The sequence below is a fragment of the Nonomuraea sp. NPDC001831 genome (assembly GCF_042892035.1).
In the GTDB taxonomy this organism is placed as follows: domain Bacteria; phylum Actinomycetota; class Actinomycetes; order Streptosporangiales; family Streptosporangiaceae; genus Nonomuraea.
In genome coordinates this window covers 280,998-300,121 of record NZ_JBIATU010000009.1, presented here as the reverse complement: position 1 = coordinate 300,121, position 19,124 = coordinate 280,998, and the positions used below count along the sequence as shown (strand labels likewise).

19 protein-coding genes are annotated in these 19,124 nt (G+C 75.1%); 9 read left to right on the top strand and 10 right to left on the bottom strand.

Features of this window, described 5'->3' with window-relative positions:
* The first annotated feature begins 103 nt into the window (after positions 1 to 103).
* The 5 genes from ACFYYW_RS28790 to ACFYYW_RS28770 all read left to right on the top strand — a co-directional run bounded on the left by ACFYYW_RS28790 (position 104) and on the right by ACFYYW_RS28770 (position 5,386).
* Complete coding sequence (locus ACFYYW_RS28790; RefSeq protein ID WP_387652979.1) at positions 104 to 859, top strand: hypothetical protein; 756 nt, start codon at positions 104 to 106, stop codon at positions 857 to 859.
* A 477-nt stretch (positions 860 to 1,336) separates the two neighbouring features.
* Complete coding sequence (locus ACFYYW_RS28785; protein ID WP_387652977.1) at positions 1,337 to 1,537, top strand: hypothetical protein; 201 nt, start codon at positions 1,337 to 1,339, stop codon at positions 1,535 to 1,537.
* A 37-nt stretch (positions 1,538 to 1,574) separates the two neighbouring features.
* Positions 1,575 to 2,315, top strand: coding sequence for a hypothetical protein (locus ACFYYW_RS28780; RefSeq protein WP_352330774.1), 741 nt, complete (start codon positions 1,575 to 1,577; stop codon positions 2,313 to 2,315).
* On the top strand, positions 2,312 to 3,496 hold the full coding sequence (locus ACFYYW_RS28775) for an FAD-dependent oxidoreductase (RefSeq protein ID WP_387652975.1): 1,185 nt from the start codon (positions 2,312 to 2,314) through the stop codon (positions 3,494 to 3,496). Before ACFYYW_RS28780 ends, ACFYYW_RS28775 begins: the two co-directional genes overlap by 4 nt.
* 27 nt (positions 3,497 to 3,523) lie before the next feature.
* Complete coding sequence (locus ACFYYW_RS28770) at positions 3,524 to 5,386, top strand: hypothetical protein (RefSeq protein ID WP_387652973.1); 1,863 nt, start codon at positions 3,524 to 3,526, stop codon at positions 5,384 to 5,386.
* A 31-nt stretch (positions 5,387 to 5,417) separates the two neighbouring features.
* On the opposite strand, the gene ACFYYW_RS28765 is transcribed toward ACFYYW_RS28770, so the two are convergent.
* Positions 5,418 to 7,340: a Xaa-Pro dipeptidyl-peptidase gene (locus ACFYYW_RS28765; protein ID WP_387652971.1), complete on the bottom strand. Its 1,923-nt coding sequence runs from the start codon at positions 7,338 to 7,340 to the stop codon at positions 5,418 to 5,420.
* 76 nt (positions 7,341 to 7,416) lie between these two features.
* Between ACFYYW_RS28765 and ACFYYW_RS28760 the strand changes: the two genes are divergently transcribed.
* A complete protein-coding gene (locus tag ACFYYW_RS28760; RefSeq protein WP_387652969.1) occupies positions 7,417 to 8,406 on the top strand; it encodes an ADP-ribosylglycohydrolase family protein in 990 nt (329 codons plus the stop codon).
* Positions 8,407 to 8,437: 31 nt separating this feature from the next.
* Positions 8,438 to 9,097: a FadR/GntR family transcriptional regulator gene (locus tag ACFYYW_RS28755; protein WP_364414799.1), complete on the top strand. Its 660-nt coding sequence runs from the start codon at positions 8,438 to 8,440 to the stop codon at positions 9,095 to 9,097.
* A gap of 13 nt (positions 9,098 to 9,110) precedes the next feature.
* On the opposite strand, the gene ACFYYW_RS28750 is transcribed toward ACFYYW_RS28755, so the two are convergent.
* The 9 genes from ACFYYW_RS28750 to ACFYYW_RS28710 form a co-directional block, all read right to left on the bottom strand.
* Positions 9,111 to 10,460: an NADH-quinone oxidoreductase subunit N gene (locus ACFYYW_RS28750; RefSeq protein ID WP_387652966.1), complete on the bottom strand. Its 1,350-nt coding sequence runs from the start codon at positions 10,458 to 10,460 to the stop codon at positions 9,111 to 9,113.
* On the bottom strand, positions 10,457 to 11,920 hold the full coding sequence (locus ACFYYW_RS28745; protein WP_387652964.1) for a NuoM family protein: 1,464 nt from the start codon (positions 11,918 to 11,920) through the stop codon (positions 10,457 to 10,459). The genes ACFYYW_RS28750 and ACFYYW_RS28745 overlap by 4 nt, the downstream gene beginning before the upstream one ends.
* A 3-nt stretch (positions 11,921 to 11,923) precedes the next feature.
* Entirely contained in the window at positions 11,924 to 13,813 is a 1,890-nt protein-coding gene (locus ACFYYW_RS28740; RefSeq protein WP_387652962.1) for a proton-conducting transporter membrane subunit, read from the bottom strand.
* Positions 13,810 to 14,115 carry an NADH-quinone oxidoreductase subunit NuoK gene (locus ACFYYW_RS28735; RefSeq protein ID WP_387652960.1) on the bottom strand — a complete coding sequence of 102 codons (306 nt, stop codon included), beginning with the start codon at positions 14,113 to 14,115 and terminating at the stop codon, positions 13,810 to 13,812. Before ACFYYW_RS28735 ends, ACFYYW_RS28740 begins: the two co-directional genes overlap by 4 nt.
* On the bottom strand, positions 14,112 to 14,609 hold the full coding sequence (locus ACFYYW_RS28730; protein WP_387652958.1) for an NADH-quinone oxidoreductase subunit J: 498 nt from the start codon (positions 14,607 to 14,609) through the stop codon (positions 14,112 to 14,114). Before ACFYYW_RS28730 ends, ACFYYW_RS28735 begins: the two co-directional genes overlap by 4 nt.
* Positions 14,606 to 15,514 (bottom strand): NADH-quinone oxidoreductase subunit H, encoded by a 909-nt coding sequence (locus ACFYYW_RS28725; RefSeq protein ID WP_387652956.1) that lies wholly within the window; start codon positions 15,512 to 15,514, stop codon positions 14,606 to 14,608. The genes ACFYYW_RS28730 and ACFYYW_RS28725 overlap by 4 nt, the downstream gene beginning before the upstream one ends.
* Before the next feature lie 4 nt (positions 15,515 to 15,518).
* Positions 15,519 to 16,577 carry a hypothetical protein gene (locus tag ACFYYW_RS28720; protein ID WP_387652954.1) on the bottom strand — a complete coding sequence of 353 codons (1,059 nt, stop codon included), beginning with the start codon at positions 16,575 to 16,577 and terminating at the stop codon, positions 15,519 to 15,521.
* On the bottom strand, positions 16,568 to 16,906 hold the full coding sequence (locus tag ACFYYW_RS28715) for an NADH-quinone oxidoreductase subunit A (RefSeq protein ID WP_387652952.1): 339 nt from the start codon (positions 16,904 to 16,906) through the stop codon (positions 16,568 to 16,570). Before ACFYYW_RS28715 ends, ACFYYW_RS28720 begins: the two co-directional genes overlap by 10 nt.
* Before the next feature lie 132 nt (positions 16,907 to 17,038).
* Positions 17,039 to 17,749 (bottom strand): TetR/AcrR family transcriptional regulator, encoded by a 711-nt coding sequence (locus tag ACFYYW_RS28710; RefSeq protein ID WP_387652950.1) that lies wholly within the window; start codon positions 17,747 to 17,749, stop codon positions 17,039 to 17,041.
* A gap of 73 nt (positions 17,750 to 17,822) precedes the next feature.
* Here ACFYYW_RS28710 and ACFYYW_RS28705 point away from each other — a divergent pair, with 73 nt between their 5' ends.
* On the top strand, positions 17,823 to 18,155 hold the full coding sequence (locus ACFYYW_RS28705) for a nuclear transport factor 2 family protein (protein ID WP_387652948.1): 333 nt from the start codon (positions 17,823 to 17,825) through the stop codon (positions 18,153 to 18,155).
* A gap of 71 nt (positions 18,156 to 18,226) precedes the next feature.
* Positions 18,227 to 19,120, top strand: coding sequence for an NAD(P)-dependent oxidoreductase (locus tag ACFYYW_RS28700; protein WP_387652946.1), 894 nt, complete (start codon positions 18,227 to 18,229; stop codon positions 19,118 to 19,120).
* Positions 19,121 to 19,124: the final 4 nt, after the last annotated feature.

The following is a 19,124-nucleotide window of genomic DNA, read 5'->3' as shown; positions in this document are numbered from 1 at the left end:
GTTGACATAGGCCCTCTTTCCAGCACAGTATCGGAGCGCGTGGTAACTGTGGCTTAACAGCCCGGACGATTCGCGAGAGTCTCCGGCAAGGAGGTGGCCGGACGTGACCATGGACTCCCTCGACGGCTCACGCTTCCTGGAGGATCCGGTCTCCCGGGGGCAGCAGCAGGTCGTCCGGCGCATCTGCGCGCGGGTCGCCGGCCCGCTGACGAGCCGCGACGTCCAGGTCGCCGAGCTGCCGCTGGGCGGGGTCGAGATCTGGCTGGACAGCCCGCGGCACCGCTGGCGCCTGCACCACCGCATGGCCCGCGAGCTGCGGCTGGCTGGCTGGCACACCGAACCCGGCCCCGACCGGCTGCTGCTGCTCGGCTGGAGCGCGGTCTGCCTGGGCCACCGCGCCAGGATGCTGGGCGCGGCCCTGTCCGGCCGGCTGGCCCATTTCGACCGCACGTCGTTCGCGGCCGTCATGATCGCCACCCGGCTGCGGCACGAAGGGATGCCCGCCGCCGAGCTGCCCGCCGCGGTGGTCGAGCGCTGCCGCGACGCGCTGCGCTGGCCCGTCCGGCTGGCCGACCTCGACGGGCTCGAACGCCGGTCGTCGCTGGAACCCATCAGGCTCAGGCTGGCCCAGGTGGCCGGGCTGGAGTCGAAGGTGAGCCGGCGCTGCGCCGAGCACCTCGCGCTGGCCGCCAGGGTCGCGCGCACGGTGGCCGGCACCGCGCCGCCCGCCCGCTCGCGCGCCGGCGGGCCGCGTGCGGGGCTGACCGAGCGCATGGTCTGCGTCAGCGTGCCCAACAGCGTGCCCGGCAGCGTGCCCGACAGGGCCGCCACCGCGCTCGACCAGGAGACGGCGCGATGACGCCGCTCCCCCTCCCCCGCCGGGCCTGGCCGCCCACCGGCCCGCCCGCACCGCCCGCGCCGCGCGCGGCCGTGCCGGCGGCCCTCATGCGGCCGGCTCCGGCGCTACCCCATCCCTCCGGCACCGTGCGTCACGTGCCCGACAAAGTCGGCACGGTGCTGTCGGCCGGCGCGGTAGCGGCTGGCGTGCCGGCCAAACCAAGGGGTAGTGCCTGGGGCCGGCTTTCCTCGCGGCCGTCCGCCCGTGATCGGGCGGCGGCCTCCCCGACCGGGGAGGCGGGCCCGCCCGGCTCCCCGGCCGGCGCCACCGGCACGGCGGCGACGCCGGGCGCGACGATCGGCGTGACGGGCGCCACGGCTCTGATCGACCGCCCCCTCAGGGGGCCGGCGCCCGCGCGGGCCCCCGTGCCGGTGGCCACGACGTCCGCGGGCCGCGCCCGGCCCGCGTCCCCCGGATCCGCGACCGACAGGAGTGATCATGCTTACCGACGAGGTGTCCAGGCGGCAGCCGCACGAGGTGCACGCCCGGGGCGCACGACCCCAGCCCGCCGAGCCGAGGAGCGAGGGCCGGGACGAGCCGTCGCGGGCCGAGGCCCCGCCGCGCACCGTCCACCGGCTGCGTCGGATCCGGCAGGTGTCCGTGCAGGCGATCGGCGAGATCGACCAGGCGCTGGCCTGACCGTCATGCGGACGGTCCCCGACCCGGAAGGTGCGAGATGAGCCGCGGCAGGGTGGGCGTGATCGTCGCCCCCGCCAATCCCTCGGCGGAGCCCGAGCTGACCCGCCTGCTCGGCTCGCGCGCCGACATGCACGTCACCCGCTTCCCCGTGCACCGGGGAGTGTCGCTCGCCGAACGGCTGGAGAGCTACAACGAGGCCCTGCCCGGCATGGTCTGCGCGTTCGACGGCCTGCCGCTCGACGCCCTGGTCATGGCCTGCAGCGAGTCCCGCTACCTGCTGGGCCCCGACGACGACGCCGACCAGTGCGCGCGGCTGTCGGCCTCGACCGGCGTGCCGTTCGCCTCCTCCACGCAGGCCACCAGGGAGGCGGTGGAACACGCCGGCGTGAGCGACATCGTGCTGGTCTCGCCGTACCAGCCGTGGCTGACCGAGCTGGCCGAGCGTTTCTGGAAGACGGCGGGGCTCAACGTCACGCAGGTCGTGCAGGTGCGGGCGGCCAAGGGCGGCTACTCCTCCTACGCGGTCACCCCGGCCGAGCTGATCACCCAGGTCGAGCGGGCCGAGGTGCCCGGCGACGCGGTGCTGCTGTTCACCGGCACCGGCATGGCCACGCTGCCCGTGCTCGGGCCGCTCAGTGCCGGCAACGACCGCATGCTGCTCACGTCCAACCTCTGCACCGCCTGGTGGGCCCTGTCGCGGGCCATCGGCGAGCACGTCACGCTCAGCCGCGTGCCCTACCGCCGCCAGATGGCGGAGCAGGGGAGGCGCCCCGCATGAACGGCGTGATCGTCGTCGGGGCCGGCCCGGCGGGGCTGACCGCGGCACTCTCGCTGGCCAGGGCCGGGATCCCGGTCACCGTGCTGGAGCGGGAGAACGAGCTCGCCGGGCAGGCGCGGGCCTGCACCTTCCATCCGGCCACGCTCGACCTGCTCGACGAGCTGGGCGTGGCCTCGCAACTCGTCGCCAAGGGCCGCGTGGTCGACCGGGTGCAGTGGCGCGACCGGTCGGGGATCGTGCTGGCCGAGATGGGCATGAACCGGCTCAACGGCCTGACCAAGCACCCGTTCAGGGTCCACGCCGACCAGGCCGCGCTCACCCCGCTGCTGCTCGCGGCCCTGAACGCCTACCCCGATGTCGACGTGCGCTTCGGCACCCGCGTCGACGGCGTCTCCGAGGGCGGCACCGGCATCCGGGTCCGCGTCGGCCAGACCTGGACGCGGGCCCGGTACATGATCGCCGCCGACGGCGGCCACAGCACGGTGCGCGGCTCGCTCGGCCTGCCCTTCCCGAGGTCGGCCTACCCGACGCAGGCGCTGCGGGTGTTCACCGACTCACCGCTCGACCGGCTGCTGCCGAGCCTGGCGCCGCTCACCTACGTCCGCGACGTGCAGCAGTCGTGCACGCTGCTCGCGCTGCCCGACCACTGGCGGATCATCTTCAGGATCCCCTGCGACGCCACCGAGCCGCTGTCCTCGCCCAACGTCTCGATGCTGGTCCGCCGCGCCCTGCCGGGGGCGAGCGGGCCCATCCACGTGACCGGGGCCGACCGGTTCGGGCTGTCCAGGGGCGTGCTGACGTCCTACCGCTGCGGGCGGGTGCTGTTCGTCGGCGACGCCGCGCATCTGACGTCCACGGTCGGCGGCCTGAACATGAACGCCGGCATCCACGACGCCGTCGAGGTCGGCCAGGTGATCGCGGCCGTGCTCGGCGGTTTCGCGCCGCCCACCGCGCTGGAGGCGTGGGCGTGGCGGCGGCGGGCCGTGCTGCTGCAGCGGGTGATGCCGCGCGGCGAGACGCGGCCGGCCGGCGTGCGCGAGCGCGACAGCGCCCGGCTGGCCGCGGCGATGGCCGGGCTGCGGGCCATCGCCGGCGATCCGGAGGCCACGCGGGCCTATCTCGCGCAGGCCTCGCTGCTCGACACCGTTCCCGGCTCCGCCGGTGGGGCCCGGCCCGTCTGAGACACCGCTGAGGAGGTGCGACACCGCATGTGGCGAACGCTCTCGGACGAAGCGCGCCAGGCCATCCGCGAGCTGTGCGACACGCACGGCTCCCGCCTCTACGACTACTGCCGCACCGAGCTGGCCGCGGGCGACGCCGAGCAGGCGGCCGCCGGCGCGCTGGTGTCCGCCCACCTCTACGCGGACCGGCTGCGCGACCCCGCCCTGCACCGGCCCTGGCTCTACGCCCTGGCCCGCGCCCACCGCGCGTTCGTGGCCAAGCCGGCCAGCATCGGCTCCTGGTCGCGTCCGGGGCGGATGTCGGAGCTGCTGCCCGAGGCGCTGCTGTCCCTCGACCGCCCGCTGCGCGAGCTGCTCGACCTGTCCCTGCGCCACGGCCTGTCCGACGCCGAGCTGGCCACCGTCTTCAGCCTGAACCAGGACGAGGTCAGCGCCGTGGTGGCGCGGGCGGCCGACGCGCTGGAGGGCTGGTTCGCCGCGATCATCGCCGCGCGCGGCCGTACCGGATGTCCTGATCTGACCACGCGGGTGGCGGCCTGGGTCACCTCGCCGGGCCGCCGGGCCCGCGCCCGGATCAGCCGGCACATCCAGGGCTGCGCCGCCTGCCGGGCCGCGCCCCGCACCATGTCGGCCGCCACGCTGCTGCGCCGGCTGCCGATCGCGGAGCTGCCCGGCACACTGACCAACCGGCTCGCCTCGGCGCAGCCGCTGCCCGGAGAGGGACCCCTCTGGCGGGCGGACGGCTTCCCCGTGCTGGCACGCACCCTGGTGGAGCCGTTCGCGGCCCCGCCGGGCGTGGGGGCGACGTCGATGCCCCCGGTCGCCGACCCCACGACGGCGACACCGGGAAACCCCTGGTCGGCGGCGGGCGCGGCCGCCGCCGACCAGGAGCCCCCGGGGCGGGCGGCACGCGGGCGGCACCCGTTCACGCCGACGAGCCGCGCCCGGCCCTTCCGCGGCGGCTCCCCGGGCGACAAGCTCGTCTACGACAACCGCACAGAAGGCGGCCTCAGCGGCACCGTGGTCGGCGGCCCGGTGGGTGGCCCGGTCGGCGGCCCGGTGAACAGCCCGGTGAACAGCCCGGTGACCGGCCCGTTGAGCGCGCCGATCGGCGGCGGTGAGGCCGGTGGCGGTGACGGCGCCGCCGCCCCGCCCGGCGCGTTGATCATCCGGTACGGCGGCATCGGCTGGAACGGCGAGCCGGGCGGACTCGACCGGCTCGACGGCGAGGCGCCCTGGCAGGAGTTCTGGCGGGAGCAGCCGGCGGAGCCCGAGGAGGAGAGCGAGGCCCCGATCCGCACGGTGGCCAGGCTGGGCCTGCTGCTGGGCGTGGGGCTGCTGGTGGTGGGCCTGGTGTGGGCCGTGCTGAACGCGCGCGCGCATCCCGCGGTGGTCACCAGGGCGGCGGCGCAGGCGGCCGTCCCGGCCGAGACGCCGACGCGCTGGACGGCCGCGATCGGCCCGGCCGCCGGGTCCGCGCTGTCGTCCCTGGACCGGAAGGCCGACCTGCCGAAACCGGCGGCGCCCACGGCCCGGGTGTCGCCCCGGTCGGCGTGGCTGGGGTCCGGGCGGGCCGGGGCGTTCTCGCTGGCGTGCACCGCGACGTGCCGGGTCGTCTCGGCCACCGGCACGCGCGGCATCGTCGTCGACGGCACGACCTTCCGCGTCCTCGACCCGCGTTCGCGGCCCGGTTGCCCGGGAGGGCCCGACGTGCGGCGCGGCCGGATCACCATCGTCTGGACGGGCCGCGCCACCGGCGACGGCCTGCGCACCGGCGGGACGGTGACCGCCGGCGGCACGCTCACCCTGAAGGTGGCCTGGACGGTCGCCAGGGACAAGGGCGTGCGGCGGCTCGACGCCGGCGGCGTCCGCTGGAGCAACTGCCGATGAGGCCCCGGACCGGCCGGGGCCCCACGCGCGGCTAGAAGAACCGGAACCCGGGCTCGGGCTCGGGCAGGTCGAGCTGTCGCGGCCCTCTGAACGTGGCGCTGTCCTGGGGCACGTCGGCCAGCGGCGTCCCGAGCACGAACGGCACGGACACGCTGCTCCTGGTCAGGTCGACGGTGACGGTCGCGCCGGTGCCCTCCTCACTGGTGTAGGTGGTGTCGGTCCCGGCCAGCACCAGGCCGATCCGGTGCCCCTTCCTGAAGGTGTAGTCCTGCGGCAGCGTCTGCCACCTGACCGTCCCGTACGTGCCGACGGGCAGCGGCTCGGGCCGGCTGAGCGAGTCGCGGTTCTGGACGTCGATCCAGCCGCGGGCGACGATCTCCAGCGGCCGGGTGGCCACGTTCGTGGTGACCTTCTTGTAGCAGGCGTCGTCGGCCGCGGTGCTCTCGCCGTGGCAGTCCTCCTCGGTGAGCGTGGTGACGCCCTGGCCGCGCCGCCAGTCGACGCGGGTGTCCTCGCCGAAGTCGACGAGCAGGGCGGTCAGGTTGGCGGTGGGCTTGTCGAGCTTGACCCGCAGGTCGGCGGTGGGGGTGCCGGACAGGCGCAGGTCGAGCGGGAGCGCGCCGGTGGTGAAGGCGGCGCGGCCCGGCTTGGCCGTGCCGACGTCGGCCACCATCTCGGTCTCGCTCAGCGCGAGGTCGGTGAAGGTGGCGGTGCTGTTCCCGCGGGCCTTGAGCAGGCCGAGCGAGCCGTCGGCGGCGGGCCGTAGCACGGCCTTGAGCGCGTACGGGGCCGGCCAGTCGCGCTGGGTGGTCCACTGCGCCGGGCCGAGCTGCACGTCGGCGCGGGGCTCGTTGGTGATCCCGTTGCGGACGCCGTGCAGCCAGTGGTCGAACCAGCGGTGCAGGGTGTCCACCCACAGGTCCCTGCGGCCCTCGAAGTCGAACGGGTCCACGTGCTGGTACTGGCCGACCCAGATCTTGCGCGGCACGTTCCGCTGGGCCAGGGCCTGCCACCAGGCGGAGAAGTTGTCCGGCCGGACGTTGAGGTCGTTGACCGTGTGCACGACGAAGACGCTGGCCCTGACCTTCGAGACGTCGCCGAGCAGGCCCTTGAGGTAGTCGCGTTCGTTCCAGAAGGCGTTGTAGTTCCCGGTGTCGTCGCCGTCCTCGGCGTCCATGCGGTCGCGGACGGCCTGGCACTTGGCCTCGGGGTCGGTGTCGACGTAGTTGGTCAGCCAGGAGGCGTAGTCGTAGTTGTAGACCACGCCGTTCGAGCGCTGGTACTTGTACCAGGAGCTGATGGCCGAGATGGGGACGATCGTCTTCAGGCCCTCGACGCCGGTGGCGGCCACGGCGTTGGCCAGCGTGCCGTCGTAGGACTTGCCGATCATGGCGGCGTCGCCGGTGGTCCAGTCGGCCACGGCGGGGGTGCCGTCGGCCCTGACCGCCTTGGCGCGGCCGTTCAGCCAGTCGATGACCGCCTTGCCGCCCAGCACGTCGGCCTTGCCGCCCATGTCGGGGCAGCCGTCGGACCTGGTGGTGCCGAGCATGTCCACGTTGAGCACGGCGTAGCCGCGCGGGACGAAGTAGTTGTCGTAGAACAAGGGGAATTTCGTGACATTTCCGGAGGCGTCGTACTGCTTGCGCTCCCCCTCGTTCCCGCGCCCGGAGTTGTCGTAGTACGGACTCTCGTCGATGATCACGGGCACCTTCAGGCCCGGACCGGACTCCTTGGGACGGATGATGTCCACCCTGACCCGGTCGAGCGCGCCGTCGAGGTCGCTGTCCACGGTGGACTCGACGTACACGTGCTCGCGGACGGCGTCGGCGTAGGAGAAGACCGGCTGCGTCCGGCCGTCCTTGACGGTGATCGTGGGTCCGGCAGCGGCCTGTGCCGGGGTCGCGATCGCCAGGGTGAGGGCGACCGCGAAGAGGGCCGGGCGTAATTGTGGCACGCGTGACCTCCGTGACAAGTGTCGTAATTTCTCCCGCAATCTCTCACTCGCCCAGAAAGCTGACAAGATCCCACCTATGGAGGCACAGGATCGGATCCGGGGCTGCCTGCTCGGCGGCGCGATCGGCGACGCCCTCGGGGCGCCCATCGAGTTCGAGTCGTTGCGGGAGATCCGCCGGCAGCACGGCCAGGACGGCGTCACCGGCTATGTCACCACCTGGCGGGGCAGGCGCGCGCTCGTCACCGACGACACCCAGATGACCCTGTTCACCGTCGAGGCGCTGATCCGCGACCGCACGCCCGGCGAGGTGCGGCAGGCGTACCTGCGCTGGCTCGACACCCAGGAGCACCAGGCCCCGCCGCCCGCCGACCGGCCGCACCGGACCGGCACGCTGCGCGAGGAGGGCTGGCTGTACTCCCGGCGGGCCCCGGGCAACGCCTGCCTGTCCGGGCTGCGGCAACCCTTCCCCGGCCCGTCGCCGTCCGGCGCGCCCGGCCCGGTGAACCCCGGCTCCAAGGGCTGCGGCACCGTCATGCGCTCGGCGCCGTTCGGGCTGCTCGCGCCGTACGACGCGGACGCCGCGTTCGAGCTGGCGGCGGTCTGCGCGCAGATCACCCACGGCCACCCGACCGGCTACCTGGCCGCGGGCGCGTTCGCCGCGATCGTCGCCCGGGTGATGGCCGGCGAGCCGCTGGAGGCCGCCGTCGGCCACGCCCTCGGCCTGCTCGGCGGCCGTCCGGGGCACGAGGAGACGTCCGGCGCTCTGCGCGCGGCGCTCGACCTGGCCGCCTCAGGCCCGCCCTCCGCCGAGCAGGTCGAGACGCTGGGCGGCGCGTGGGTGGCCGAGGAGGCGCTGGCCATCGGCGTCTACTGCGCCCTGGCCGAGCCCTCGCCCGAGCGGGCGCTGCTGCTGTCGGTCAACCACTCGGGCGACAGCGACTCGACCGGCTCGGTCTGCGGCAACCTGGTGGGCGCGCTGCGCGGCGCGGACGCGCTGCCGCCCGCCTGGGTGACACCGCTGGAGGGCCGCGAGACGATCGAGCGCCTGGCCGCCGCGCTCCTCTAGGCTGGAGGCTCACCGGGACGGAAGAGATCGCATGCGAAACGTCGCGCGGACCTCGCTCGTCGATGCCGCCATCGAGGAGCTCCGCAGGGAGATCACCAGTGGGGTGTGGCCGGTCGGGACGAAGATCCCGTCCGAGAGCCGGCTCGCCGAGAGCCTCGGCATGAGCCGGTTGTCGGTGCGCGAGGCGGTGCGGGTGCTGGCCCACGCCGGCCTGCTGCAGACCAGGCAGGGCGACGGCACGTATGTCACCGCCACCGACGAGTCGCAGGTGGCGCTGCGCCGGCGGCTCGACCGGGCGGCCGCGATGGACATCATCGACGTGCGCCGCGGGCTCGACCTGGTGGCCGCCCGGCTGGCGGCGGTCAAGCGCACCGGCGACGACGTCGCCGCGATGCGCGAGGCGCTGGCCCGCCGCGGGTCGGCGGCTGGCGCGGGCGACCTCGACGGGTTCGCCGACGCCGACGCCGACTTCCACCTGCTGGTGGCCGACGCCGCGCACAACCCGCTGCTGGCCGACCTCTACCGCAGCATGCGCGACGCGCTGCGCGACAGCGTCCGGGACCAGGAGCAGGCCGCGCTGGCGCCCGACCCGTCGCACGACGACCTGCTGGCGGCGATCGAGGCGGGCGACGCGGCCAGGGCGGTCGAGGTCTCGGTCGCCATCCTCGACGCCCAGGAACGCGACCTGTGACCCGCGCGCCGGGTCAGCGGGCGATCAGCACGGCGAGCCCGGCGGCCGGGCCGAGCAGGATCGAGGCGGCGGCGCACACCTGCGCGACCGGGCTCGATCCGGCGGGGTGCGCCGGGCCGTCCGCGGCGAAGACCGGGCGGATCCAGCGCAGGTAGTAGAACAGGCTCGCGACGGTGTTGGCGGCGGCGACCACCGCGAGCCAGGCGTGCCCGCCGTCCCAGGCGGCCGCGAACATCAGCAGCTTCCCGGCGAAGACCGCGGTCGGCGGCGTCCCGACCAGGCCGAGCAGGCACACCACCAGCGCGAACGCCGTCCACGGCGAGCGGCGGCCGAGCCCGGCGTAGTCGGCCAGCCGTTCGGCCCCGGTGGCGACCACGACGGCGAACGCGCCCAGGTTCGTGACCGCGTAGGCGGCCAGGTAGGCCAGCAGGGCGGGCGCGGCCAGGGCGGTGCGTCCGGCCACCGCGACCGGGACCAGCAGGTAACCGGCCTGGCTGACCGTCGAGTACGCCAGCAACCGCCGCACGTTCTCCTGCTGGAAGGCGGCCAGGTTGCCCAGCGTCATCGTCACGGCGGCCAGCACCGCGAGCAGCGCGGGCTCGTCCAGCACCGTCGTCGCCAGCCGGTACAGCGCCACCAGCGCCCCGATCTTGGGCACCGTGGTCACGAACGCGGCCACCGGCGCCGACGTGCCCTCGGTGACGTCGGGCACCCAGAAGTGCGCGGGCGCTCCCCCGGCCTTGAACAGCGGCCCGGCCAGCAGCAGCACCGCGCCCACGGCCGGGGCCCGCGCGGCGGGGTAGGCGGTGGCGCCGGACCAGCCGTACACGACGGTGGCCCCGGCCAGCATGAGCACACCGAGGAAGGCGCCCAGCAGGTAGTACTTGAGCGCCGCCTCGGTGCCGGACGCGTCCTTGGCGAACCCCGCCAGCGCGTACGCCGGAACGCTCGCCAGCAGGTACGCCGCCACCAGCACGAGCAGGTCGTCCGCCCCCGCCATGAGGACGGACCCCAGCGCCGCCAGCACCATCAGGACGTACAGCTCGCTCTCCCTGCCGTCCCCCCTGACCCGGCCGGTCGCCAGCCACACGGCCAGCAGGGTCGCCAGGCAGACGGTCAGCCGGGCGGCTCCGGTCGCCGGATCGACGACGTAGGCGTCGAAGGCCAGGACGGCGGGGCGCGGCAGGGCGGCGGCGCTCGCCGCGGCGGCCCCGGCCAGCGCCGCCATGCACACCCAGGCGGCGACGCGCTGCCGCCCGCGAGCCACGAACAGCCCCGCGAGCAGCGCCGTCACCGCGCCCAGCAGCATCAGCACCTCGGGCAGCATCGCGGTCACCGCCGCGCCGCCGTGCGGTGCGCTCATCGGCCCGCCAGGGCGACGACGGCACGCGCGGCGGGCTCGATCAGGTCCAGCAGCGGACGCGGCGCCAGGCCGATGAGCAGCGACAGGACGAGCAGCGGGGCGATCGCGCCCAGCTCGCGCGGCCGCACGTCGGTGACCCGCGGCGTCAGCTCGCCCGGCTCGCCGAGGAACGCGCGTTGCAGCGCCCGCAGGAACAGCGCCGCGGTGACCAGGATGCCGGTCACGGAGAGCGCGCCCGCGACCACGGCCCCCGAGCCGATCACCCCGGTGAAGATCTGGAACTCGGCGATGAACCCGGACAGTCCGGGCAGCCCGAGCGAGGCGAAGGCCGCCACCGCCGTCAGCCAGGCCAGCACGGGCGCCCGTCCCGCGATGCCGCCGTAGCGGCCGAGCGCGTAGCCGCCCGCGCGGTCCCACAGCACGCCGGTGATCAGGAACAGCGCGCCGGTGACCAGGCCGTGGCTGACCATCTGGGTGACCGCGCCGCTGACCGCCAGCTCCTTGGCCCGCGCCGGCCCGCCGGCCAGCCCGGCGGCGCCCAGGGCGAGCACGACGTAGCCCATGTGGTTGACCGAGGTGTAGGCGACCAGCCGTTTGAGGTTCTCCTGGGCGAGCGCCACCAGGGCGCCGTACAGGACGCTGACCAGGCCGATCACGATGACCAGCCAGGCGTACGCGCGCCACGGGCCGGGCAGCAGCGGCACGGCGATGCGGGCCAGCCCGTACGCGCCCATCTTGAGCAGCACCCCGGCGAGGATGGCCGACCCGGCGGCCGGGGCGTCGGTGTGCGCGGGCGGCAGCCAGGTGTGCACGGGCACGACCGGCGTCTTGACCCCCAGGCCGATCCCGATCGCGAGCAGCACGGCCGCGCCCGCGTCCGGTGGACGGCGGGTGAGGTCGGCCAGGTCGAACGTGTGCGGGTCGGCGGCCAGGTAGAGGCCGATGAAGCCGAGCAGCAGCGCCAGCGAGCCCAGGAAGGTGTAGAGGAAGAACGTCAGCGCGGACCTGGCCCGGTCGCCGTGCCCCCAGCCGACGATCACGAAGTACATGCCGACGATCGACAGGTCGAAGAAGACGAAGAACAGCAGCAGGTCGAGTGCCGCGAACAGCCCGGTGGAGACGGTCTGCAGGAACAGGAACAGCGCCGCGTGCGCCTTCGGCCTGGTGGGCTCGCCCAGCGAGTGCACGGCGCAGAGCAGGAACAGCACCGCGGTCATGGCGATCAGCGGCAGCGACAGGCCGTCCACGCCGACGTGGTAGCCGGCCCCCGCCGTCGGGATCCAGCGCAGCCTGGTCTCGTACGCCAGGCCGCCTCCGTACCCGGCCCACAGGGCGACGACCAGGGCGAGGTCGGCGGCGGACGCGGCCACCCGGATCAGGCCGGCCGCCCGTGCCGTGACGCCCGGCAGGAGGAACAGGGCGGCGGCGGCCAGCGGCAGGAACACGACGACGTCGAGCACGCCTCACCTCACGATCGCGAACACGACGGCCAGCACGACGAGGGCGACGGCGGCCTGGGCGAAGTAGGTGTGGACCTGTCCGGTCTGGGGGCGTCTGGCCAGCCCGCCGAGGCGTCGCACCGCGCCGCCGGCCCGCCGGACGAGCGCGTCGAGCCCCGACTCCAGGGGGCTTCCGGCCAGCCGCGCGGCTCGCAGCCCCGCCCGCGCGACGGCCTCGACCGCGCCCTGCACGACCCGCTCGTCGAACCAGGCCGCCCACCGCGCCGCCCCCAGCAACGGCCGCCACACCCCGGCCCGCGCCGCCCGCTCCAGCCCCAGCCAGCCCCCGAACACCCCGCGCACGCGCGGAAGCACAGCCGTCCCGGGCGGCGCCGCGATCGCGGCCTTCCCGGGCCGCACCGCGATCACGAGCGTCCCGGGCCGCACCGCGATCGCGGCGGTCACCAGGGCGAGGGCCGGGACTCCGGACAGGGCCAGGTCGCCCGCCGTGAGGCCGGGCGCGCCCGGATCGCCCACCAGCCGGGACCACCAGCCGTGCACCGCGGGCAGCCCGACGACGCCGAACCCGGCCGCCACCAGGGCGAGCACCGGCAGCGGCAGCAGCTCGGGCCAGGCCACCCGGCCCGTGGCCCGCCGCTCGCGCCCGGCGCCGGTCGCCGCGTCGGCGGGCCGCCAGACCGCGGCCAGCGCCTTCCCCGCGTACAGGGCGGCCACCAGCCCGGCGGCGAAGGCCACCGCGCGCGGTCCGGGTTGCCCGACCCCGCCCAGGACGGCGTCCTTCGTCACCCACAACGACAGCGGCGGCACCCCGGCCAGGGCCGCGGCCCCCACCCCGAACACCACCCCCGCCAGCGGGAACCGACGGGCCGCGCCGTGCAGCCCGGCCAGGTCCTTGGTGCCGAGCGCCGCCAGCCAGGCCCCCGCCGCGAGGAACAGCAGGCTCTTGACGGCGGCGTGCGCGACCAGGTGGGCCGTCCCGCCGGAGACCGCCGACGACCCCGCCGCCAGCACCATGAACCCGACCTGCGCGCAGGTCGAGGCGGCCAGGAGCTGTTTGAGGTCCCGCTGCGCCAGCGCGACCAGGCCGAGCAGCAGCGCGGTCACCGCGCCCGTCCAGGCCGCCACCGCCGCCGCCCAGCCGGTGGCCGCGAGCAGGGCGTGCAGCCGCAGCAGCAGGTACGCCCCCGCGACCACCATGGTCGCCGCGTGCAGGAACGCCGACACCGGGCTCGGGCCCGCCATCGCCCGCGACAACCAGAACGCGAACGGCCCCTGCGCCGACTTGCCCAGCGCGGCCAGCACGACCCCGCCCGCCACCACGTCCCGCCACGGCGGCGGCAGCCCCGGCAGCCCGGCGAGCGCCAGGCCGCCGCCCGCGGCCAGGGCCGCGCCGCAGGCGACGTACAGGCCCAGGTCGCCGGCCCGGGTGGTGACGAAGGCGACGGCTGCGGACCGTACGCGCTCGCGGTCGCGCCACCGGTAGCCGATCAGCGCGTACGACATCGCGCCCATGACCTCCCAGCCCATCAGCAGCAGGACGAGGTCCGTCGCGGTCACCGTGGCCAGCATCGCGCCCAGGAAGATCAGCATCAGCCCGTGGAAGCGCCCCGACCGCTGCTCGGCCGCCGCGAACACCAGCACGGCCAGCCCGACCGCCGCCACGGTGACCACCATGACCGCCGAGAGACCGTCCACGGCCAGCCCTTCGCCGAGGATCAGCCGGGCGGTGGCCGAGGGCCTGGTCGCCGCCGCGTGCCCGGCCAGCGCGAGGGTGAGCGCGGCCGTGGCGACGGACAGGGCGACGGACAGGGCGGGCGCGGCGCGGCGCACCGGGATCAGCAGCGCGCCGGCGGCGGCGGGCAGCGCGGGCAGCAGCCACAGGGACGGGCTCATCCCTTGAGGTCTCCGGCGGCGTCGGTCGTGTCCACGTCGCGGGCGCGGAAGACGGCCGTGGTGACGGCGAAGCCCATCGCCATCTCCAGCGCCATCACGGTGACCGCGACCAGGACGAGGACCTGGCCGTCCGCGGCGGCCGGGGCGACGTGGTACCAGAAGCCGCCGGCGGCCGCGATCACGCCGTTGATCATCAGTTCGAGGCCCATCATGAGCATGACGATCGACTGCTGGGACAGCACGCCGTACAGGCCGACGGCGAGCAGGGCGGCGGCCAGCAGCAGGAAGGCCTGGAGCGTCACCGGTCGTACCGTCCCCGGTGGGTGGCCAGCAGCACGGCGGAGATCATCGTCGCCAGGATCGCCACCCCGACGACCATCATGACCAGCATCTTCGGCCCCATCAGGGACAGGCCGAGCGCGTGCGTGGGGTCCGCCGGCGGCCGTCCGCGCCGGCTCGGCGGGCGGACGAGCAGCGCCCCGGCGGCCAGCAGGACGAACACCGCCACGGCGACGGCCGCCGCGCCCCGCCGGTTGTGCACCATCTTCATCGGCATGAGCCCGGCCGGGTTCATCATGTACATGATCATGAAGACGGCCATGACCAGCATCTCCATGACCATCATGAGGACGACCAGCACCCCCAGGTACTCCAGGTCGATCAGCAGCAGCGTCCCGCCCACGGCCAGCAGCGAGACCAGCAGCGCGAACGTCGCCCGCGCCATCGAGTCCACCGCGAACACCGCCACCCCACCCGCCACCGCGACGACCGCCAGCGCCCAGAACGCCACGTTCACGGCAGCACCGCCAGCGCGACCACGAGCAGCTGCACGAGCGTGGCCGGGATCAGCACCACCCACGCGAACTGCACGAACCGGTCCATCCGCACGACCGGCATACGATGCCCGGCCAGTACCAGCACGGCCAGCACCGCCGCCGTCTTGACCGGCCCCCACACCCAGCCGGGCAGCACGGGCCCCGCCGCGCCGCCGAGGAACAGCGGCACCGTCCCGGCCGCCGCCACGACCAGCAGCGCATGGCGTCCGGCCAGGAAGACCAGCCGGTCGGCGCCGCCCAGCTCGGCCGGCACGCCGCCGCACACGTCCCGCCCGACCGGCTGCCCCATCGGCCCCCAGAACGCCATCGCCACCGCCGAGACGAGATAGACCACGAACGCGACCGGCATCCACACCACGAACCACCACCCGCGCTGCGCCGCCACCAGGTCCGCGAACCGCAACGATCCCGCCCCCACGCCCGCGGTGATCAGCACGAACATGTGCGGCAGCTCGTACGCCAGGCCCTGGACCAGGAATCGGTAGCCGCCGACCAACGGCCACATGGCGTTGACCCCCCACCCGACCAGCCACAGAGCCCCCCAGACGCACACCTCCATGGCGTTGAACCACACCACCCCCGCCCCCAGGTCCAGCACCGGCGCGCCCCCGACCGGCAGGACGACGGCGGCCAGCAGCGCGGCCGCCGGCAACACCACGACCCCGGCCCGGGTGAGCAGGACGTCGGCCCGGTCCGTGCGCCGCCGCTGCTGCACCACCAGCCGCGCCCCCTCCCTGAACGGCGCCACCGCCGCCGCCCGCCACGAGCCGCGGCGGCCCGCGCCGAGCGCCGCGTCGAAGGCCGCCGCCCCCCACGTCAGCACCGCCATCCCCGCGGCCGTCCCCCAGACCGTGCCCGCGACCATCGATTCACCCGTCCCTGGCTGCCGAGGGCAGCCGGTCGAGGTCCGGATCGAGACCGGCCACGATCAGCCGCGCCACGGCGAGCTCGGTCCCGGCCAGCAGGCCCGGCAACAACGCCAGCACCCGGTCCACCGGGACGTCGTCGCCGTCCCCGGGTCCGGAGCGCTCTTCGGTCAGGGCCTCCACGTCGTCGAGCCACCGGCGCGCCCGGTCCAGGGTGTCCCCGCGCAGCCGTCGTGGGGCGCCGGGGCCGAGTTCCCCCGTGCCGCGCAACATCCACCGCAGCACCCGTGACCGGCGCACCCGCCGCGTGAACCGGACACATCGGCGTCTTCCCCGCTCGTCCAAGGCGCCCGCGAGCAGGCGGTCGCGCAGGCGCCGGGCGTCCGCCGCGGCGGCGGGCCATCCGGCCACGCCGAGCAGCCTGCCGAGGCCGTCCAGCCGGGCCGCCGCCGTACGCCGCCGGGCTTCCTCCTGGCTCGCGCCCGGTCCGGGCGTCCAGAACGCGTCCCCCGTCCCGTCGGCCGGCAGGGTTCGCACCCGCGCCTCCTGGATGACGTCCCCTTGCAGGACGGTCTCCACCACCAGCCCCGCGGGCCAGTCCGCGAGCACCGGACCCAGCGGCACGTGCAGCCGGTCCAGCTTCAGCCCGTCCCGGTCGGCCCCTCGGTCGGCCATGGGCGTGCCGTCCGGGTCGTCCCCGGACGTCCCCGCGGCCAGGACGCCGGCCTCCCGCCACTGGCGGGGTTCGTCCCCCAGCACGCGGACGGCGTCGTCCAGCGCGGCCACGACCTCGTCGGCCGGGACGTCCGGCGGCAGTTCCACCAGCGCCCTCGGCACCGGGACCGTCCCCCGGACCTGCCGCACGGCCGCCGCCAGCTCCGCCCCGGGACGCCCGCACACCACCAGCACGCTCGCCTCCGCCGCCGACGCCGCCACCGGCCAGCCACGACGGTCCGCCTCCGCCTCTGCCAGCAGCCGCGCGCCCGTCCCGTACGGGCAGGCGACGAGGAGCACCCGGGGCCGCAGCGCCGCCTGCCGCAGCAGCCACCCCCTCAGGCCCACCGGAACGCCCCTTCCCGCCACGCGTACAGGACGCCGACCAGCAGCAGCCCCAGGAACGCGAACATCTCCACCACCGCCGGCAGCCCCACCTCGGCCACCACGAGGGCCCACGGGTACATGAAGACCATCTCCATGTCGAAGGCGAGGAAGACCAGCGTCACGGCGTACCACCGGACGTGGAAGCGGGACACCGCGTGCTCCCGGGGCCGCGCCCCGGACAGGAACGGCCCCACCCGCACGACTCCCCCGGGCGACAGGGCCAGGGAGGCCAGGTACACCGCGGCGATCCCGGCGGCGAGCAGCGCCACGAGCCCCAGCACAGCGCCCACCGCTCTCACCTGCCGCAGAGCCCGAAGATCAGAATCACCTGCCCCTCACGGTAGCAACCGGAATCCGACTTCCCCGCGACCGACATCCCCCCCTCACCAGCACGAACGCGGCCGGGCCGGCGACCGGAGGGGTCAGTGCGGGAGGCCGAGAGAGGCGACGAGGTCGCGCATCTCGTCGTCGTAGACGGCGGCCGGGTCGTGGACGAGGGCGCGCAGGTGGCCGTAGATCTCCAGGGCGACGAGCCCGTGCATGCGGCCCCACACCCGCAGCGTCACCGCGACGGCCGCCGGCGGCAGGTCCGGGAAGTCCTCCCGGACGTGGGCGACCAGGGCGGGGTCGAAGTCGTCCCAGGTGTAGGCGGCGCCCCCGGACGCGCACTCCCGGGCCGCCGGCCAGGCCGCGGCGACCAGCCCGACGAGGCCGGCGCAGGCGCGCGCTTCGGCCTCCTTGCCCGGACCTTCGCCGGGTGGACGGTAGCCCGGCACAGGGTCACCGTAGATCAGCCGGAAGCCCTCAGGGTTGGCCAGCGCCCACCCGCGCATGGCCCGGGCCCAGGCCAGGATCCGCCCGCCCGGATCGTCTCGCGGCACCGCGTCGCGGGCGGCCTCGGCCGCGTCCACGGCCGAGGTGTAGACGTCGCCGATGAGCGTGGTGACCAGGTCGTCGCGGGTGGGGAAGTAGCTGTAGATCGCGCCGGCCGTCATGCCCATCTCGCGGGCGATCGCGCGCAGCGAGATGGCGTCGGGGCCGCCGTCGGCCATGAGCTGCAGGGCGATCGTCTTGATCTCGGCGCTGGTCTGGGCGCGTAGCCGGTCCCGTCGGCTCGTCCTGGGGTCGCTCACGGTCGACAGCTTACACGGCATGCTGTTTACTGAACGGCGTGTACTAATCGAACGCTGTGTTGGGAGTCAGCAGGTGAGCACCATCGACGTGATCCACGCCTACCTCGACGTCTGGAACGAGCCGGACGCCGCCGCCCGGTCGGCCCTGATGAGGTCCGTCCTCACCGAGGACTCGCTCTACGTCGATCCCGAGAACGCGGGCCTGCGCGGGCACGCCGAGCTGTCCGAGGTGATCGGCCGCGTCCGGAGCGGGCTCGGCGACCTCCGGTTCACCCTGGACACCGTGGTCGGCGTCCACCATGACCGCGCGTTGTTCCGCTGGCGGCTCGGCCCGGCCGTCACCGGCTACGACGTCGTGGAGTTCGACGGGGGCCGCATCCGCAGCATCGTCGGGTTCTTCGCCTGAACCGCCCCGCCGGACCGCAGCCTCGCCACCCAAGCGCGGCGCAAGCCGTGCGAACCACACAAGGAGCACGTATGTCCCCCTCGTCCGCCTCCCAGGCACCGGTCACCGTCGTCGGCCTCGGACTGATGGGCCAGGCGCTGGCCACGGCCTTCCTGGCGGCCGGTCACCCGACCACCGTCTGGAACCGCTCGACGGCCAAGGCCGGCGACCTGGTCGCCAAGGGAGCCGTCCTGGCCAGGTCCGTCGGAAGCGCGGTAGAGGTGAGCCCGCTCGTCGTCGTCTGCGTCTCGGACCACGACGCCGTGCACGGGTTGCTGGAGCCGGTCGCCTCCTCGCTGGCCGGCCGCACCCTCGTCAACCTGACCACGGTGACCTCCGTCCAGGCCCGCGACACCGCGAGGTGGGCGGGCACGATCGGGAGCGCCTGTCTCGACGGGGCGATCCTCGCCCTCCCTCAGGCGATCGGCACCGCCGACGCCACGGTGCTGTACTCCGGCCCGCAGGCCGCCTTCGAGGAGCACCTGCCCACCTTGCGGGCGCTCTCCGGATACGGGACCGTCCACCTCGGCGAGGACCACGCCCTGTCCGCCCTGTACGACATGTCCGTCCTGAGCGTCATGTGGGGCGTGCTGAACGGCTTCCTCCAGGGCGCCGCTCTGCTGGGCGCCGCGAACGTCAAGGCGACGACCTTCGCGTCCCTGGCCACCACCGTCATCGGCGTGACGACCGGCTACGTCTCCGCCTACGCCCGGCAGATCGACGAGGGCCGGTACCCGGCCGCCGACGCCACCCTCGCCGTCCACCTGGGCGGGATGGAGCACCTGGCGCAGGAGAGCCGGGCGCTCGGCGTCAACACCGAGCTGCCGGACCTCTTCCTGGAACTGGCCCGGCGCGCGGCGGCCGGCGGGCGCGCCGGCGACGGTTACGCGGCGATGATCGAACAGTTCCGCGAGCCCTCCGCCTGACCTG

What these genes read in the sequence shown, in the direction of transcription:
- ACFYYW_RS28785 (WP_387652977.1), top strand. Translation starts at nt 1,337, where the DNA reads ATGCTTACCGACGAGGTGTCCAGGCGGCAGCCGCACGAGGTGCACGCC.
- ACFYYW_RS28780 (WP_352330774.1), top strand. Translation starts at nt 1,575, where the DNA reads ATGAGCCGCGGCAGGGTGGGCGTGATCGTCGCCCCCGCCAATCCCTCG.
- ACFYYW_RS28775 (WP_387652975.1), top strand. Translation starts at nt 2,312, where the DNA reads ATGAACGGCGTGATCGTCGTCGGGGCCGGCCCGGCGGGGCTGACCGCG.
- ACFYYW_RS28770 (WP_387652973.1), top strand. Translation starts at nt 3,524, where the DNA reads ATGTGGCGAACGCTCTCGGACGAAGCGCGCCAGGCCATCCGCGAGCTG.
- ACFYYW_RS28760 (WP_387652969.1), top strand. Translation starts at nt 7,417, where the DNA reads ATGGAGGCACAGGATCGGATCCGGGGCTGCCTGCTCGGCGGCGCGATC.
- ACFYYW_RS28755 (WP_364414799.1), top strand. Translation starts at nt 8,438, where the DNA reads ATGCGAAACGTCGCGCGGACCTCGCTCGTCGATGCCGCCATCGAGGAG.
- ACFYYW_RS28750 (WP_387652966.1), bottom strand. Translation starts at nt 10,460, where the DNA reads ATGAGCGCACCGCACGGCGGCGCGGCGGTGACCGCGATGCTGCCCGAG.
- ACFYYW_RS28740 (WP_387652962.1), bottom strand. Translation starts at nt 13,813, where the DNA reads ATGAGCCCGTCCCTGTGGCTGCTGCCCGCGCTGCCCGCCGCCGCCGGC.
- ACFYYW_RS28725 (WP_387652956.1), bottom strand. Translation starts at nt 15,514, where the DNA reads ATGGTCGCGGGCACGGTCTGGGGGACGGCCGCGGGGATGGCGGTGCTG.
- ACFYYW_RS28700 (WP_387652946.1), top strand. Translation starts at nt 18,227, where the DNA reads ATGTCCCCCTCGTCCGCCTCCCAGGCACCGGTCACCGTCGTCGGCCTC.